Annotated in this window: 14 protein-coding genes and 1 other annotated feature; all 14 genes read left to right on the forward strand. The window is 43.0% G+C overall.

Translation table 11 applies throughout. The features are described 5' to 3' along the window. The first annotated feature begins 147 nt into the window (after nucleotides 1-147). Nucleotides 148-1,161, forward strand: coding sequence for an FtsH protease activity modulator HflK (hflK, locus tag ACIQXR_RS16720; RefSeq protein WP_402874637.1), 1,014 nt, complete (start codon nucleotides 148-150; stop codon nucleotides 1,159-1,161). Then, nucleotides 1,158-2,087: a protease modulator HflC gene (gene hflC, locus ACIQXR_RS16725; RefSeq protein ID WP_402874405.1), complete on the forward strand. Its 930-nt coding sequence runs from the start codon at nucleotides 1,158-1,160 to the stop codon at nucleotides 2,085-2,087. Before hflK ends, hflC begins: the two co-directional genes overlap by 4 nt. Before the next feature lie 128 nt (nucleotides 2,088-2,215). Then, nucleotides 2,216-4,843, forward strand: a complete 2,628-nt coding sequence (polA, locus tag ACIQXR_RS16730; RefSeq protein ID WP_402874408.1) for a DNA polymerase I — start codon at nucleotides 2,216-2,218, stop codon at nucleotides 4,841-4,843. 19 nt (nucleotides 4,844-4,862) lie between these two features. Next, nucleotides 4,863-5,693 (forward strand): DNA-formamidopyrimidine glycosylase, encoded by an 831-nt coding sequence (mutM, locus tag ACIQXR_RS16735; RefSeq protein WP_402874411.1) that lies wholly within the window; start codon nucleotides 4,863-4,865, stop codon nucleotides 5,691-5,693. Between the two features lie 77 nt (nucleotides 5,694-5,770). Next, nucleotides 5,771-6,403: a sporulation membrane protein YtaF gene (ytaF, locus tag ACIQXR_RS16740; protein ID WP_402874414.1), complete on the forward strand. Its 633-nt coding sequence runs from the start codon at nucleotides 5,771-5,773 to the stop codon at nucleotides 6,401-6,403. Between the two features lie 23 nt (nucleotides 6,404-6,426). Next, nucleotides 6,427-7,026: a dephospho-CoA kinase gene (coaE, locus tag ACIQXR_RS16745; protein WP_402874417.1), complete on the forward strand. Its 600-nt coding sequence runs from the start codon at nucleotides 6,427-6,429 to the stop codon at nucleotides 7,024-7,026. 157 nt (nucleotides 7,027-7,183) lie between these two features. Continuing rightward, the gene (locus ACIQXR_RS16750) at nucleotides 7,184-8,221 is read left to right on the forward strand and encodes a glyceraldehyde-3-phosphate dehydrogenase (protein ID WP_402874420.1); all 1,038 of its coding nucleotides are present in this window, start codon (nucleotides 7,184-7,186) and stop codon (nucleotides 8,219-8,221) included. A gap of 316 nt (nucleotides 8,222-8,537) precedes the next feature. Beyond that, the gene (speD, locus tag ACIQXR_RS16755) at nucleotides 8,538-8,918 is read left to right on the forward strand and encodes an adenosylmethionine decarboxylase (protein ID WP_402874640.1); all 381 of its coding nucleotides are present in this window, start codon (nucleotides 8,538-8,540) and stop codon (nucleotides 8,916-8,918) included. A 239-nt stretch (nucleotides 8,919-9,157) separates the two neighbouring features. After that, nucleotides 9,158-9,619 (forward strand): transcriptional regulator NrdR, encoded by a 462-nt coding sequence (gene nrdR / locus ACIQXR_RS16760; protein ID WP_402874421.1) that lies wholly within the window; start codon nucleotides 9,158-9,160, stop codon nucleotides 9,617-9,619. 58 nt (nucleotides 9,620-9,677) lie between these two features. Next, nucleotides 9,678-11,096 carry a replication initiation and membrane attachment family protein gene (locus ACIQXR_RS16765; protein WP_402874424.1) on the forward strand — a complete coding sequence of 473 codons (1,419 nt, stop codon included), beginning with the start codon at nucleotides 9,678-9,680 and terminating at the stop codon, nucleotides 11,094-11,096. Beyond that, complete coding sequence (gene dnaI, locus ACIQXR_RS16770) at nucleotides 11,083-12,021, forward strand: primosomal protein DnaI (RefSeq protein ID WP_402874427.1); 939 nt, start codon at nucleotides 11,083-11,085, stop codon at nucleotides 12,019-12,021. The genes ACIQXR_RS16765 and dnaI overlap by 14 nt, the downstream gene beginning before the upstream one ends. A 124-nt stretch (nucleotides 12,022-12,145) precedes the next feature. Further along, on the forward strand, nucleotides 12,146-12,982 hold the full coding sequence (gene ytxC, locus ACIQXR_RS16775; RefSeq protein ID WP_402874430.1) for a sporulation protein YtxC: 837 nt from the start codon (nucleotides 12,146-12,148) through the stop codon (nucleotides 12,980-12,982). Nucleotides 12,983-13,420: 438 nt separating this feature from the next. Further along, nucleotides 13,421-15,352: a threonine--tRNA ligase gene (thrS, locus tag ACIQXR_RS16780; RefSeq protein WP_402874433.1), complete on the forward strand. Its 1,932-nt coding sequence runs from the start codon at nucleotides 13,421-13,423 to the stop codon at nucleotides 15,350-15,352. Between the two features lie 81 nt (nucleotides 15,353-15,433). After that, complete coding sequence (locus tag ACIQXR_RS16785) at nucleotides 15,434-15,610, forward strand: hypothetical protein (RefSeq protein ID WP_402874436.1); 177 nt, start codon at nucleotides 15,434-15,436, stop codon at nucleotides 15,608-15,610. A 284-nt stretch (nucleotides 15,611-15,894) separates the two neighbouring features. After that, nucleotides 15,895-16,031, forward strand: a sequence feature (ribosomal protein L20 leader region). Nucleotides 16,032-16,127: the final 96 nt, after the last annotated feature.

A 16,127-nucleotide genomic window follows, 5' to 3' on the forward strand; every position in this document is an offset into this window, starting at 1 on the left:
AAGTAAGGCAGGGACATTTTAGTCCCTGCCTTTTTCTGTATGGAAATGGGAGTCACCACTTAATTATTAAAAATTTCCAATTTTACGAAACTTTGGTCCGTTCTTTGCGTAAATAAGATATAACACCAAATAGAAGGGGTGATACATATCGTAAGCTTAAAAAGGATTTATACGGTAACGGGACTTGTTTTACTTATTATAATACTTGGAGTGGTGGCCATTTCCACCTGGTATACGGTGGATGAATCAGATCAATCCGTCATTATGACGTTTGGTAAGGTGGAGGAGACGATAACAGAGCCAGGTCTTCATTTTAAATTACCTTGGCCGATTCAATCGGTCCATAAACTATCCAAGGAAACATTCAGCCTCCAATTCGGGTATAAGGAAGAAGGAGGAAAAGTGAAGGAGTATCCGAGAGAGACCAAGATGATAACAGGTGATGAGAATATTGTACTGGCTGACTTGGTGGTGCAATGGAAAATTACCGACCCTCCTAAATATCTCTTCAATTCGGATGATCCACAGAAGATTTTATATGATACGACTTCCGCGTCTTTAAGGAGCATCATCGGAAGTACGAAAATCGACGATGCCCTCACTTCCGGTAAGGCGAAAATTGAAGCGGATGTTCGTGAATTGCTGTCGGAATTGATGAAGAAATATGACGTGGGCATTTCCATCTCCGCGGTTAAATTGCAGGATGTCGAGCTGCCCAACGAAGAAGTGCGTAAAGCTTTCACGAACGTAACGGATGCCAGGGAGACGGCGAATACGAAAATCAATGAAGCCAATAAATACGAGAACAAAAGGATTAATGAAGCGGAAGGGGAGAAAGATGCCCTTATTTCAAAAGCGAACGGCGATAAAGCAGCCCGTACGGAAGCGGCCCGCGGTGATGTGGCAGTATTTGAAAAACTATATAGTGAATATAAAGGCAATAAGGATATTACAAGGGACCGTCTGATTATTGAGACGCTTGAACAGGTATTGCCGAATGCGGATATTTATATCATGAATGATGATGGCAATACAATGAAGTATTTACCGCTCCGCCCATTAGAAAAAGAAGAAACGAAAACGGTGCCTGTCCCTGAGGAAGAAGAAGCAAAAGCACCGGATAACGAAGAGTCGGCAGTGAAAGGGGGCACCCAGCCATGAGTGGAAAAGTGATTGATTTCAATGAGCTAAAAAAGGGCGATTTTCATTGGAGAGGTTATGTGAAAATAGGGATATTCTTCATCATCTTTATCATCCTCATGCTGATCATCTTCACTAATGTGTATATTGTCAAAGAAGGGGAATACAAAGTCGTCCGCCAATTTGGAGAAGTGGTTAGGATTGATAAAACACCAGGACTGAAAGCCAAGGTGCCATTCATTCAAAGCGTTGTGACCTTGCCCAAGTATCAAATGAGCTCCGATGTATCCGAGGCAGAAATCAATACAAGAGATAAAAAAAGGATGTTGATCGATAATTATGCGGTCTGGCGGATTGAAGACCCGAAAAAATTGATCACCAATGCGAGAACACTGGAAAACGCCGAAACAAGGATGGAAGAGTTCATCTATTCTGCGGTCCGTTCAGAGTTGGGGCAGCTGAACTATGATGAAATCATCAACGAGAAATCATCGAGGGGAAGCTTGAACGACCGCATCACAGATAAGGTCAATGAACTGTTAGTGAAGGACAACTATGGAATCAGTCTTACTGATGTTCGTATCAAACGGACGGATTTACCTGCTGAAAATGAGGAGTCGGTCTATAAGCGGATGATATCCGAGCGGGAAAGTAAAGCGCAGGAATATCTATCAAAAGGGGATGCGAAGAAAAACCGGACCATCGCAAACACTGACCGAAAAGTGAAGGAAATGCTTTCATCGGCGGAAGCTGATGCAGAAGTCATCCGTGCTGAAGGAGAAGGAGAATCAGCTAAGATATATAATAAATCATTTTCCAAGGATCCAGAGTTTTATAAACTATACCGGACGCTGGAGTCTTACAAAAAAACGGTCGGTAATCAAACGGTTATCATTTTACCATCCGACTCGCCGTACGCAAGCTTGTTAATGGGAAATACTAAATAACAGCATAGCCGTTCATTTTTCTTTCCACTTCCACTCATGGTAGAATGGAAAGAGACGATGAACGGTTTTTTTGTGTGATTAATAGAAGCCGACCTACATAAAACGGGTGTGACTGGAGGAAGACAATTTTGAATAAAAAGTTAGTACTTATAGATGGAAATAGCATAGCTTACCGCGCATTTTTTGCGCTTCCGCTTTTGAATAACGACAAAGGGGTCCATACGAATTCTGTATATGGCTTCACCATGATGCTCAATCGCATTCTGGAGGAAGAAAAGCCGACCCATATACTCGTGGCCTTTGATGCCGGCAAAACGACGTTTAGACATGCGTCCTTTAAGGAATACAAGGGTGGCCGTCAGAAAACGCCACCGGAACTATCTGAACAGTTCCCCTTCATAAGGGAGCTGCTTGATTGCTTTCAAATAAAACGGTACGAACTGGAAAATTATGAAGCGGACGATATTATCGGAACGCTTTCCCTTCAGGCCGAGAAAGATGGGTTCGAGGTGAAGGTCATTTCCGGGGATAAGGATTTAACACAATTAGCTTCGCCAAACACGACCGTCTCGATTACGAAGAAGGGCATCACTGAAATCGAGGAGTATACACCGAAGCATATCCATGAAAAGTATGGCCTTTCCCCCGTACAAATCATTGATCTTAAAGGATTGATGGGCGATGCATCCGATAATATCCCAGGCATCCCCGGTGTGGGCGAGAAAACGGCACTTAAATTGCTGCATCAATTCGAAACGGTCGAAAACCTGCTGCAATCGATTGATGAGGTTAGCGGACAGAAGTTAAAAGAAAAGATTGAGGAGCATAAAGACCTTGCGCTACTAAGTAAGGAGCTTGCGACAATCACACGAGAAGCTCCCATTGAAGTGGGTGTGGACGAAACGGAATATAACGGAATGGATCAGGAAAAGGTCATTGACTTTTATAAAGAGTTAGGTTTCTCGACTCTTCTGGAAAAACTGGACGTATCAGGAGGGGAACCGCTAGAACAGGAAGACATCCATGTTCAGACGGGTTCAGAATTGACAATGGATATGCTTGCCGATGAGAATGCCCTATACATTGAAATTCTTGAGGATAACTACCATCGTGCAGAAATCCTGGGTATCTCCATCAGTAATGAACATGGACATTTTTATTTCCCGGGTGAAACCGTACTGACATCTGAAGTATTCAAAACATGGGCGGAGGATGATACCAAAAAGAAAACGGTCTTTGATGCGAAGCGTACGGTTGTACTTCTGCGCCACCGTGGAATCGATATAAAAGGCATTGATTTTGATGTATTTCTAGCTTCCTATATCTTGGATCCCGGAGAGTCTGTAGATGAAGTGGCGGAAATCACGAAAACGCAAGGGCTTGTGCGGCTAGAGAGCGATGATGTCTTTTATGGAAAAGGAGCAAAGCGGAAGATACCTGGAGATGCAGAACTTAGTGAGCATATTGCCAGAAAAGCGAAGGGCATTTTTGCATTGAAAGACCCGATGATCGAAAAGTTGCGTGAGTTCGAACAATACGATTTGTTAACGGACCTTGAGCTGCCATTGTCCATCATCCTAGCAAATATGGAGTGGCAGGGCGTAAAGGTGGACATCGGAAGGCTGAAAAAGATGGGACAGGAATTGGCTGTCCGCTTAAGAAGCATTGAGGAACGAATTTTCGATTTAGCCGGGGAGGCATTCAATATCAATTCCCCGAAACAGCTCGGGGTGATCTTATTTGAAAAATTGGAGCTCCCCGTGTACAAAAAGACAAAAACGGGCTACTCCACGTCAGCGGATGTACTGGAAAAACTGGAAAGCCAGCATGATATCGTAAAGGAAATCCTGTTGTACCGGCAATTGGGCAAGTTGCAATCGACTTATATCGAGGGCTTGCTCAAAGTGGTGAACCAGGAAACGGATAAGGTGCATACCCGATTCAATCAGGCGTTGACCCAAACGGGCCGCCTTAGTTCAACGGACCCTAACTTGCAAAATATCCCGATTCGTCTAGAGGAAGGTCGGAAAATCAGACAGGCGTTCATTCCTTCCGAAAAGGATTGGATTATCTTCGCAGCCGACTATTCGCAAATCGAGCTCCGCGTATTGGCGCATATCGCCAATGACAGTGGATTGGTTGAAGCGTTCAGGGCCGGGATGGATATTCATACAAGGACGGCAATGGATGTATTCCATGTGCCTTCCGAGGAAGTCACATCAAATATGCGTAGACACGCTAAAGCCGTAAACTTCGGAATCGTTTATGGAATAAGTGACTATGGACTTTCTCAAAGTCTTGGGATAACACGTAAGGAAGCTGGGGAGTTCATCGAGAGGTACTTTAAAAGCTTCCCTGGTGTGCAGGATTATATGGAAGAAAGTATTCATGAAGCACGTAAGAACGGATACAGTACAACATTACTGCAAAGAAGGCGCTACATTCCCGAAATCACGAGCCGTAATTTCAATATCAGAAGTTTTGCTGAAAGGACAGCGATGAATACCCCAATTCAGGGAAGTGCCGCAGATGTCATTAAACTAGCGATGATCAATATGAACGAACGCCTGAAAAAAGAAGGGCTTAAAACGAGGATGCTTCTGCAGGTTCATGATGAATTGATTTTCGAAACACCACCGGAGGAGCTCGAGATCCTGATGAAAATCGTACCGGAAGAAATGGAAAATGCGATTGAATTGAACGTTCCACTCAAAGTGGATTATGCATATGGACCAACATGGTTTGATGCTAAATAAATGAAGATAGGTGATTATAATGCCAGAACTTCCTGAAGTGGAAACCGTCAGAAGAACATTGGAACAGCTTGTTTTAGGAAAGGAAATCCTGGAGGTTTCCGTCTTCTGGCCCAAAATCATAAAGGCACCTGAGCCAGTTGAACAGTTTCAAGATGCATTAAGGGGCCAGACGATCCACAGCATTGGCCGTCGGGGCAAGTTCCTCATTTTCAACATGGACGACTATGCGATGGTCTCCCATTTAAGGATGGAAGGGAAATACGGGGTCCATTCGAAAGAGGAACCTTACGATAAGCATACCCATGTCATCTTCACCTTCACGGATGGCAGTGAGCTTAGGTATCGGGATGTCCGCAAATTCGGAACGATGCATTTATTTCGTAAAGGAGAAGAAATGGTGCAAATGCCTCTGTTGCATTTAGGTCCTGAACCACTATCGGAAGAGTTCACCGTCGAGGGACTTCGTGCAAAACTTGCGAAAACGAGCAGGAAGATCAAACCTGTTCTACTCGACCAAACCGTCGTGGTCGGGATTGGTAATATATATGTGGACGAATCCTTATTCCGTTCAGGCATTCATCCGGAACGAGTGGCTTCCACCCTCACACTGGAAGAAATTCAAAAACTGCATGCCGAAATCATCGCCACTTTGAGCGAAGCGGTGGAAAAAGGCGGGAGCACGATACGTTCATACGTCAACTCACAAGGTCAAATCGGCATGTTTCAGTTGGAACTGAATGTATACGGACGCAAAGGGGAAAACTGCAAAATTTGCGGTACCCCGCTAGAAAAGCTAGTCGTCGCAGGACGGGGCACACATATATGCCCGACTTGCCAGCCGAATAAGTAATAATTCGAGAAAACACATCGGATGGGCTCTTTCCATATACTGGGGTAGCAACTAGATGGGAAGGAGCATTCATTCCGATGTGGCTACAAATTATTTTTCTTGCTTTTGCAGTAAGTATTGACGGTTTCGGTGTGGGCATGACGTTCGGTATGCGCAAGGTGAAAATACCCTTGAAATCCATTGCTGTCGTATCGGTCTGTTCGGCAATGAGCTTGGGTATTGCGATGGTCATCGGTGAATTCATCAGTCAGCTTATCTCTGTCGGGGCCGCAGAAAAAACAGGGGGCATTATCCTCGTACTTTTGGGGTCGTGGATGGTGTACCAATATTTTAGGCCCGAGAAGGAAACGAATGATGAGCGATATCACGAAAAAATCATCTTCAATTTTGAAATTAAATCACTTGGAGTGGCTATCAATATCTTACAAAAACCAATGAATGCCGATTTTGATAGATCAGGGACGATTACTGGTATCGAGGCGCTTGTACTGGGCTTCGCGTTATCGCTAGATGCCTTCGGTGCCGGAGTGGGAGCTGCCATGATGGGGATTTCCCCAATCATTCTTGCACTTTGCATTGCCGTGATGAGCTTCATCTTTATCGGGAGCGGACTTCAATCCGGTAAATTGCTTTCCAATAATAAAATCGTGCAGCATCTGACCTTTCTTCCGGGGGTCTTACTGATTTTAATCGGATTATTCAAGTTATAAAGAACGGGGAAAAGGGGGAGCTTATGGGACAAATCATCGGGATCACTGGTGGAATTGCCAGTGGGAAAAGTAGTGTCAGTCAGTATTTAAGAGAATTGGGTTTCGTGATAGTGGATGCGGATGTGGCTTCCCGTGCAGTCGTGGAACCTGGGGAAGAGGCCTACCTACAAGTGGTGAAGGCTTTCGGGGTAGATCTTTTATTGTCTGATGGAAGGATCGACCGGGCAAAGTTAGGCTCAATCATATTTCACAATCAAGAAAAAAGATTGCTTTTAAATCGTATCGTACATCCTGCCGTGAGAAATTGGATGCGCCAAGAAACGGAAAAGGTCCTTGCTGCTGGAGCGGAAACGGTATTCATGGATATTCCACTCCTGTTCGAAAGCAAGCTGACGTTCATGGTGGAAAGGACACTTTTGGTATACGTGGATGAATCGGTTCAACTAGAGCGATTAATGAACCGGAATGCGTTGACGGAAACCGACGCTTTAGCGAGAATCCATTCGCAAATGCCCTTGAAAGATAAAAAGGAACTAGCGGATGCCATCGTCGATAATAATGGCGATATAGAAGAAACCAAAAAGCAGGTTGTTGAAATACTTAAGAAATGGGAGATCCTATAGAGTGGAAAAGGAAGGGACTTTAACGGTTTCTTCCTTTTTGTTTTGAAAAAGGAAGAAATCCGCTTTTTTATTAACACATTTCAAGAGTAATGTGTTATACTAATTACATATGAAGGGTATTAAGTATAACATTAATATATTCAGGAGGGTCCGATAAATGAATTCAAGAATAGCGATTAACGGATTTGGAAGAATTGGAAGAATGGTTTTCCGTAAGGCAATAGTAGATGAGAGTCTGGACATCGTTGCCATTAATGCAAGCTATCCCGCTGAAACGTTAGCCCATTTATTGAAGTATGATACAATTCATGGGAAGTTTGACGGCATAATCATTGCCGAAAATGATTCTCTTGTAGTGAATGGACGACGTGTACAACTGATAAATAATCGCGATCCAAAGCTATTGCCTTGGAAAGAGATGGATATAGATATTGTAATCGAAGCTACGGGTAAATTCAATGAGCGTTCTAAAGCCGCCATGCACTTAGAAGCAGGGGCAAAAAGGGTCATCCTTTCCGCGCCGGGTAAAAATGAAGACGTTACCATTGTGATGGGCGTAAATCAGGAAGCGTTAGAAATCGACAAGCATTTCGTCATTTCGAATGCGTCGTGTACGACTAATTGCCTTGGACCGGTTGCCAAAGTACTTGATCAAAAGTTCGGCATAGACAATGGTTTGATGACAACCATCCATTCTTATACGAATGACCAAAATAACATCGATAACCCGCACAAAGATTTAAGGCGTGCCCGTGCGGCTGCAGAAAGCATCATCCCTACGACTACAGGGGCGGCTAAAGCTCTTTCATTGGTGTTGCCTCAATTGAAGGGCAAACTTCATGGTATGGCCATACGTGTACCGACGCCGAACGTCTCTTTAGTCGACCTTGTTGTGGATTTAAACCGTGATGTTACGATTGATGAAGTGAATCAGGCTTTCATAGATGCCTCAGAAAATGAGCTTAAAGGAATTATGGAATATACAACAGAACCGCTTGTTTCAAGTGATTTCAAGACCAATCCGCATTCTGCCATCATCGATGGTCTGTCGACGATGATGATTGGTGATAGAAAAGTGAAAATTCTGGCTTGGTACGATAACGAGTGGGGTTACTCCAATCGAGTAGTCGATCTTGTAAAATTGGTGGCTTCGGAGTTGACGAAGGCTTCTGAAGTTCAAATGTCAGTTAAATAAGAGTAATGGCCCGTTATATGTTTAACGGGCTATTTTTATGGATACGTTTAGGAAAGTTACGGAACCTTGGGTATTAATTCCTTGGTCCTGTCAGATTAACAATTAATGATTAAATTTCCAAAAATGCAAAATGCAGTTGCAAAAGAAATCCATACATTATATACTATGAATCGTGAACTTCCTAAAAAGGGAGTTTGCGTAATGGCTACTTAAAGGGTTAGGACCTCTTTGGACTAACTTTCCCCCGTGGTAGTTATTAAGGATTCAGAATTTTTAATTATGTAAGGGGGAACAGAATATGGAAACAGCTTACACGATGGAAACGATGGGAAGACATGTCATTTCTGAACTTTGGGGTTGTGACTTTGAAAAACTGAACAATATTGATTTAATTGAGAGAATCTTCGTCGATGCTGCACTGAAATCGGGTGCTGAGGTTCGCGAGGTGGCATTCCATAAATTTGCTCCACAAGGAGTGAGCGGGGTCGTCATTATCTCTGAATCACATCTGACCATTCATAGCTTTCCGGAACATGGATATGCCAGCATTGATGTTTATACATGCGGCAACTTAGATCCTAATATTGCAGCCGATTATATCGCGGAGGCTTTGAATGCACAAACGCGCGAGAATATTGAACTTCCACGTGGACTTGGTCCCGTGCAAATGAAAAAAACTAAAATGGGTGCTTTATAATAAACGGGTTAACAAGAGATGCTATATATGCATCTCTTTTTTGATGCCATGAAATGGCCATTCTTCACTCATGGAAAAGCTCCATTAACAGGCATTTACATAGTAAGTACACACATCCTTTACCTGAAGTTTCACTTTTTACTTGTACTGGTTGTCCCTTTTATATAAGATTAAGATAAAATAGTATTCCTTAGGGAAGTTTGATTAGGAGTATCACTTAAAATACGGAGCTGGTAATGATGAAATGTCCATCATGTCAATATAACGGAACGAGAGTGCTCGATTCCAGGCCTGTCGATGAAAGTAAATCGATTCGACGACGCCGGGAATGCGAGGCATGCGGGTTTCGATTCACTACTTTTGAAAAGGTCGAGGAGACGCCGTTGATCGTCGTGAAAAAGGGCGGGACTCGGGAAGAGTTTAGCCGTGATAAAATCCTGCGTGGACTAATCAGGGCTTGTGAAAAGCGTCCGGTTCCATTGAAGGAACTAGAACAAATAACGAGTTATGTAGAAAAGGAATTGCGCAATCAGGGTATTTCGGAAGTGAAAAGTGACAGTGTCGGTGAAATGGTGATGGACCAACTGGCTGAAGTTGATGAAGTGGCCTATGTGAGATTTGCCTCCGTATACCGACAATTTAAAGATATTAATGTATTTATCGATGAACTGAAAGATTTAATAAATAAAGAAAGAAAGTAGAGCTGAAGATTTACTTTGGCTCTTTTTTCACTATATCTTTTGAAAGGTTTGAATGAAGATGTCAATGCATTGGCAGGAACTGCTCCCCGCGGATTCGTACATGGTGTCCTCTGCGGGGCTGCTTCATGATTATGATCGGAAAATACTGACACGGCTGTACCAACCTCTTATTGGACCGATCTGTATTAGCCTATACATGACGTTATGGAGCGAATTGGAGGAGAACCGGCTTTGGTCGGAGGCTTCCTCCCATTATCAATTGATGAATACCATGGGCCTGAAATTAGGCGATATATATGAAGCACGTCTTTTACTTGAAGGAATCGGATTGCTGAATGTGTACAAGAAATCGAAAGGGGATACGAAGGAATTCATCTATGAATTGAATCCGCCCCTATCCCCGCAGCAGTTTTTCACGGATGGCATGCTGAATATCTATTTATATAAAAAAATAGGAAAAGTCCAATTCAACCGGCTGAAGAGATTCTTTTGTGTGGACACGATTGCAACGGACCAGTTTGAATATGTGACGAAATCCTTTGCAGAGGTTTTTTCATCAGATCATCTAGATTCCCTCTATGTTACGGATGAAGCCAAAAACGAATGGAACCCATTGCCTAAACAGCAATTTATCGATCAATCTGACGGTGTCGAGCCTTCGGGGTTCGATGGCTTGTTTGATTTTGATCTTTTGTTCGCTGGGATGAAGAGCTCGATTGTACCCAAGAAGGCCTTTACGCCTAAGATTAGAAATACCATCGCCAAACTAGCTTTTTTATATGGCATCAATCCGCTTGAAATGCAAAAACTAGTAATGGATGCCGTAACGCTGGACGATGAGATCGATGAAGAGCTGCTTCGGAAAGCGGCAAGGGACTGGTACCAAATTGAACGCCAGGCCGACATGCCTTCCTTGATCAATCGTGTACAGCCTATACGGGAACGGACGCAAAAGGATGAACCGAAAACACAGGAGCAAGAGCTTATTCGCCATTTGGAGACTACTTCCCCGCGTGATCGGCTCATGCAATTATCCGGAGGAGCGGAACCGACCAGTGGTGATTTAAAAGTGGTGGAAGGTGTAATGATCAATCAGAAGCTGAATCCTGGAGTCGTGAATGTTTTAATCGAATACGTTATGCTTAAGACAGACATGAAATTCACAAAGGGATATGTGGAAAAACTGGCAGGTCATTGGGCACGATTGAAGGTTTCCACAGTAATAGAAGCGATGGAACTGGCTAAAAATGAACACCGGAAATACCAAGAGTGGGCACAAGGAAGCAAGAACGTTGCCAAAGGTGGCCGGAAAAAATCGATCAGAGAAGAAGTGGTTCCGGACTGGCTTGAACAGGACGAGGAGAAACAGCCTGAACAGAAAGCGGAACAGCCTGAACTGAGTGAACAAAAACGTGAGCTTCAAGAGAAGTGGAAGCAGTGGAAAGCTGGAGGTGAAATAAACGATGGAAAAGATTAACAGATCGCTTAATAAACTGGCCAATACGGGTGATTTCCAGAAACGCTATGAACAGTTGAAGCAGGAAATCTTTGAAAATGAACAGGTGCGTCTTTTTCTGAATGCCAATAGCTCAACGGTCACAGAGGAAATGATTGATAAGAATTTAGGTAAGCTTTACGAATTCATTTCTCAGAGCAACAAGTGTGATAGATGTCCAAGCCTGGATGGGTGCATCAATATGATGCATGGGTATTATCCAAAGCTCGTTGTTCAAGGGAAGGCCCTTAATTTGAATTATGAAATCTGTCCGAGGAAATTGGCAGAGGATGAGAAGCGGAAACGGGAGAGGCTCATTCGCAGTCTATACGTTCCCAAGGATATATTAAAGGCAACGATTGAAGACTTTTCACAAACGGACGATGAAAATAAACGGTTAGGCGTCCTAGGAAAAGCGATATCGTTCATCATGGAATATGAGCCTGGCAAACGTCAAAAGGGATTGTATATATACGGAAAGTTTGGCGTTGGTAAGACGTATTTATTGGGTGCGATCGCCAATGAACTTGCGCAAAGGCAAATCTCTTCGATGATCGTCTATGTTCCTGATTATTTACGGGAACTGAAAGGTTCAATCGGTGATAATACCGTCAACGAGAAAATAGAGATGGTCAAAACGGCGCCTGTCCTGATGCTTGATGATATTGGGGCAGAATCGATGACAAGCTGGGGACGGGATGAAGTCATAGGGCCCATCCTGCAATTTAGAATGCTTGAAAATTTACCGACGTTTTTCACTTCCAATTTTGATATGAAGGGTCTGGAGAATCACTTGACTTATTCCCAACGTGGTGAGAAAGAAGAAGTGAAAGCGGCAAGGGTATTGGAGAGGATTCAATATTTAGCGGAACCTGTAAAGCTTGATGGTATCAATCGCAGAAGGTAAAGGAAGGTGGTCTCTACAAAGAGGCTGCTTTTTTTTTGCCCTTTCACACCATCCTACTTCTAAATAAGCCCCTATTCCCATATACATGAAAAAAGTAAAGCAAGGGGGAAGGGGGGATGTCGTAGTGCAAATTACGTTCCAAAATGATTCGGAAGCTTTAAAACTGCTGAATTTCGTTTCTGTCCATCCTTTGGGGACAGAAGTTCAACCATATATTGAATTTTCCCCACAACAAGGTCTCGTTATCGATATGTCCAAACTAAAAACCGATAAATGGCTGACACTGCTCAGTGAAACATTTCATTCCTTTTTACTTGAAGAAAAAACGCTTCCTGTTCTTAAACAAATCATCATCGGAAAATTTTTCTATCGAGAACAAGAAGAAATCGATGCCATCATCGAGATAGCTTCTTCCATCATTGAAGCGGAAAACACCGAATGTGGAGGCAGTTTATTCAGTAGGGAAAAGCAATTGATCGAAGAAGGCCTTCAGAGTATATTGGCGGGAAAGGTGTCTTTTTCATTCGATTCGTTCACTACCTTTCGGTTAAGGTCTTTTCAGCATGCGTTGGAAAAGTATGCAGTTCGGGCCATCGATGAATATAAGCTCGAGCAGGATTACCAAAATTTCATTGCGATGCTCAGGGATTGCCTGCATGAACAGGAATCGAAGGTACCAAGGCTTCACCTTGTCAATCATGACGGGTTTCAATTCTATGATCATGAGCTTGGCAGGATGGATCGCCGAAAACTGACAAGCATGATTGACAGGAAGTTGCTGGCCGATATTTCATTCTTTCTTGATACGGTCCTTTGGGCACCACTCTTATCCATCGCACCGGCTAGCTTATATATTTATACGGATAATAAGGAGGAAGGCCTGATTCAAACGATGACACGAATCTTCGAGGAAAGGGCGACCGTCCTGCCGCTTTCAGCCTTTAAGCAGGCCACTGAATGATTATCTTGGGGATTTTGGGTAAAACCTAATTTTAACCTTGATTTTCAATGCATAACGAATTATAATTTCCTACATACTATTAAAAACAAAAAGTTATGATGAGGACACGGGTATTCTAGTCGCCAATTTACAGAGAGGGAAGCCAGCAGGCTGTAAGCTTCCTATTAGCATAGAACACTTACCACCTTTAAACTTCGGTTCGGAAAGCAATTTTTTTGCGACTATGAGCTGACGGGAAGCTGCCGTTATCTAGTTACAAGTGTCACTTTGCCGTGAAAAGCAGAGTGGAACGAGGGTGGAACCGCGGGTTAATTTAATTACTAAGCTCGTCCCTGTTTTATACAGGGGCGGGCTTTTTTGTGTTTTAATCCGCGCAATTGCTTGGTATCCCCCTGAAACTTGAAACGGATGGTAACTAAAAGAAGGAGTGAAGCTACAATGTCAGAACAACTGAAAATATCTTTTCCTGATGGAGCGGTGAAGGAGTTTGCTAAAGGCACAACAACTGAAGACATCGCAGCATCCATCAGCCCAGGACTAAGAAAAAAATCCATTGCAGGTAAATTCAATGGTGAACTATATGATTTGAAACGTCCAATCGAAGAAGACGGTACCATTGAAATCGTTACACAAGATGCTGCGGAAGCACTTGAAGTTCTTCGCCACAGTACCGCCCATTTAATGGCACAAGCCATCAAACGTCTCTATAAAAACGCTAAATTCGGTGTCGGTCCAGTCATCGAAGGCGGTTTTTATTACGATATCGATCTTGAGGAATCATTGACTCCTGATGACCTTTCAGCGATTGAAAAAGAAATGAAGAAAATCGTCAATGAAAACCTGGAAATCTCACGTATTGAAGTAACCCGTGATGAAGCCATTTCCCGTTTTAAAGAGATTGGCGACGAATATAAATTGGAATTGATCGATGCGATTCCAGCTGAACAGCAAGTAACGATTTATGAACAAGGTGAGTTTTTTGACCTTTGCCGGGGAATTCATGTACCTTCCACTGGAAAGATCAAAGAATTCAAGCTGTTAAGCATTGCAGGGGCCTATTGGAGAGGCGATAGCAAGAACAAAATGTTGCAACGTATTTATGGTACGGCTTTCTTCAAAAAAGAAGACCTGGCTGACCACCTACGTTTCTTAGAGGAAGCAAAAGAGCGTGATCACCGTAAAATCGGTAAAGAATTGGATCTGTTCATGACTTCACAAAAAGTCGGCCAAGGGCTGCCTATGTGGCTGCCAAAAGGTGCAACAATCCGCCGTACGATTGAGCGTTATATTGTGGACAAGGAAGAACGCCTGGGATATGACCACGTATACACACCTGTTATGGGTAGTGTCGACCTTTACAAAACATCTGGACACTGGGACCACTATCAAGACGGAATGTTCCCAGCGATGGACATGGATAATGAACAGCTGGTTCTTCGTCCGATGAACTGCCCACATCATATGATGGTGTATAAAAACAGCATCCATAGCTACCGGGAGCTTCCGATCAGGATTGCTGAACTTGGCATGATGCACCGCTATGAAATGTCAGGCGCATTGTCAGGATTGCAGCGCGTACGTGGAATGACATTGAATGATGCTCATATTTTCGTCCGTCCGGATCAAATCAAAGACGAATTAAAACGTGTCGTGAACCTGATTTTAGAAGTCTATAAGGATTTCGATATCAAGGATTATTCATTCCGTTTATCTTACCGCGATCCAAACAATACTGAGAAATACTTCGACGATGATGCAATGTGGGAAAAAGCGCAAAGCATGTTAAAAGGCGCGATGGACGAGCTTGGCCTTGATTACTTCGAAGCGGAAGACGAAGCGGCATTTTACGGTCCGAAACTGGACGTCCAAGTGCGGACGGCTTTAGGAAAAGACGAAACATTATCGACTGTTCAGCTTGATTTCTTGCTTCCTGAACGTTTTGACTTAAACTATGTCGGTGAAGATGGTAAACATCACCGTCCGGTCGTTATCCACCGTGGCGTAGTTTCTACCATGGAACGCTTTGTCGCTTACTTGATCGAAGAATACAAAGGGGCTTTCCCAACTTGGTTATCCCCAATCCAAGCACAAGTGATTCCAGTCTCACCTGAAGTGCATCTTGAATATGCAAAAGAAATCCAAGATAAACTGAAGGCAGCAGGCATCCGTGTTAATTTGGACACTCGTGATGAGAAAATCGGGTACAAAATCCGTGAAGCACAAATGCAAAAAATCCCTTACATGCTTGTCGTTGGTGATAATGAAGTCAACGAAGGCAGTGTGAACGTCCGTAAATACGGCGAACAAAAATCCGAAACGGTATCTTTCGAAGACTTCGTTTCAGCCATTAAAGCAGAAGTGAGTCGTTAACAAAAAAAGGGAGGCACATATTGTTGTGTCTCCCTTTTAATTAAGGCATGATAAAGACAACGAAGAATAAGGAGTGACATCATGAAAAAGAAATTTTCCTATTTATTTGCACCGGCTTTTTTGTTAGTCATCGTTTTATTGATGTTGGATGATTACCGACAATATGCCATTTTCCCAGTCCTGCTGTTTTGGATCGCTCTATTTTCGTGGGATTCGATTGAGAAAAAGAAAAAGGCAAAAGAAAATCCTAACAGGTGATGATCATGCAGGAAATGGAGTGACAGGCCATGGTAGGCCTGAGCATCGGTGAATCAAAAGATGGGTTTATGAATTCGAGGATGTAGTGAAGCACTCCCATTTTGACGTGGTCGCATGATGGTGAATGTTATTTATTCTAAATACTTTAGGAAAATGTATTGTCAAATCTCCTAATGTTTGATAAGATTAATTCTGTTGTGAAAAACGAACGAATTAAAACGAATTAAGTATTTGACAAGTCATCAGTGTTTATGATATATTTCTAAAGTGAATTGAATACGGTTTGAGGAAAGAAGAGGCACCCGCTTCTCACCTGGTTGACGCAAGCAATGCAGTTAACAGGTCATGATTTGATTATTTGGATTTTTCTAAATTAGTCTATCAGTGTGGGTGCTGCATGCATCCACACTTTTTTTATTTTATTATATCCTGTAAGCGAGTTGTGAGCGTGACCTAATTGATTCAAACGTTCGTATTCGCCAATATCTTTGGAGGTGGCTAACTATTAGTAAAGACG

Source organism: Peribacillus sp. NPDC097224, from assembly GCF_044761985.1.
Lineage (GTDB): Bacteria > Bacillota > Bacilli > Bacillales > DSM-1321 > Peribacillus.

Bases quoted from the DNA above. Each gene is read 5' to 3' on its own strand.
- hflC (WP_402874405.1), top strand. From the start codon at position 1,158: ATGAGTGGAAAAGTGATTGATTTCAATGAGCTAAAAAAGGGCGATTTT.
- mutM (WP_402874411.1), top strand. From the start codon at position 4,863: ATGCCAGAACTTCCTGAAGTGGAAACCGTCAGAAGAACATTGGAACAG.
- ytaF (WP_402874414.1), top strand. From the start codon at position 5,771: ATGTGGCTACAAATTATTTTTCTTGCTTTTGCAGTAAGTATTGACGGT.
- coaE (WP_402874417.1), top strand. From the start codon at position 6,427: ATGGGACAAATCATCGGGATCACTGGTGGAATTGCCAGTGGGAAAAGT.
- ACIQXR_RS16750 (WP_402874420.1), top strand. From the start codon at position 7,184: ATGAATTCAAGAATAGCGATTAACGGATTTGGAAGAATTGGAAGAATG.
- speD (WP_402874640.1), top strand. From the start codon at position 8,538: ATGGAAACGATGGGAAGACATGTCATTTCTGAACTTTGGGGTTGTGAC.
- nrdR (WP_402874421.1), top strand. From the start codon at position 9,158: ATGAAATGTCCATCATGTCAATATAACGGAACGAGAGTGCTCGATTCC.
- ACIQXR_RS16765 (WP_402874424.1), top strand. From the start codon at position 9,678: ATGTCAATGCATTGGCAGGAACTGCTCCCCGCGGATTCGTACATGGTG.
- dnaI (WP_402874427.1), top strand. From the start codon at position 11,083: ATGGAAAAGATTAACAGATCGCTTAATAAACTGGCCAATACGGGTGAT.
- thrS (WP_402874433.1), top strand. From the start codon at position 13,421: ATGTCAGAACAACTGAAAATATCTTTTCCTGATGGAGCGGTGAAGGAG.
- ACIQXR_RS16785 (WP_402874436.1), top strand. From the start codon at position 15,434: ATGAAAAAGAAATTTTCCTATTTATTTGCACCGGCTTTTTTGTTAGTC.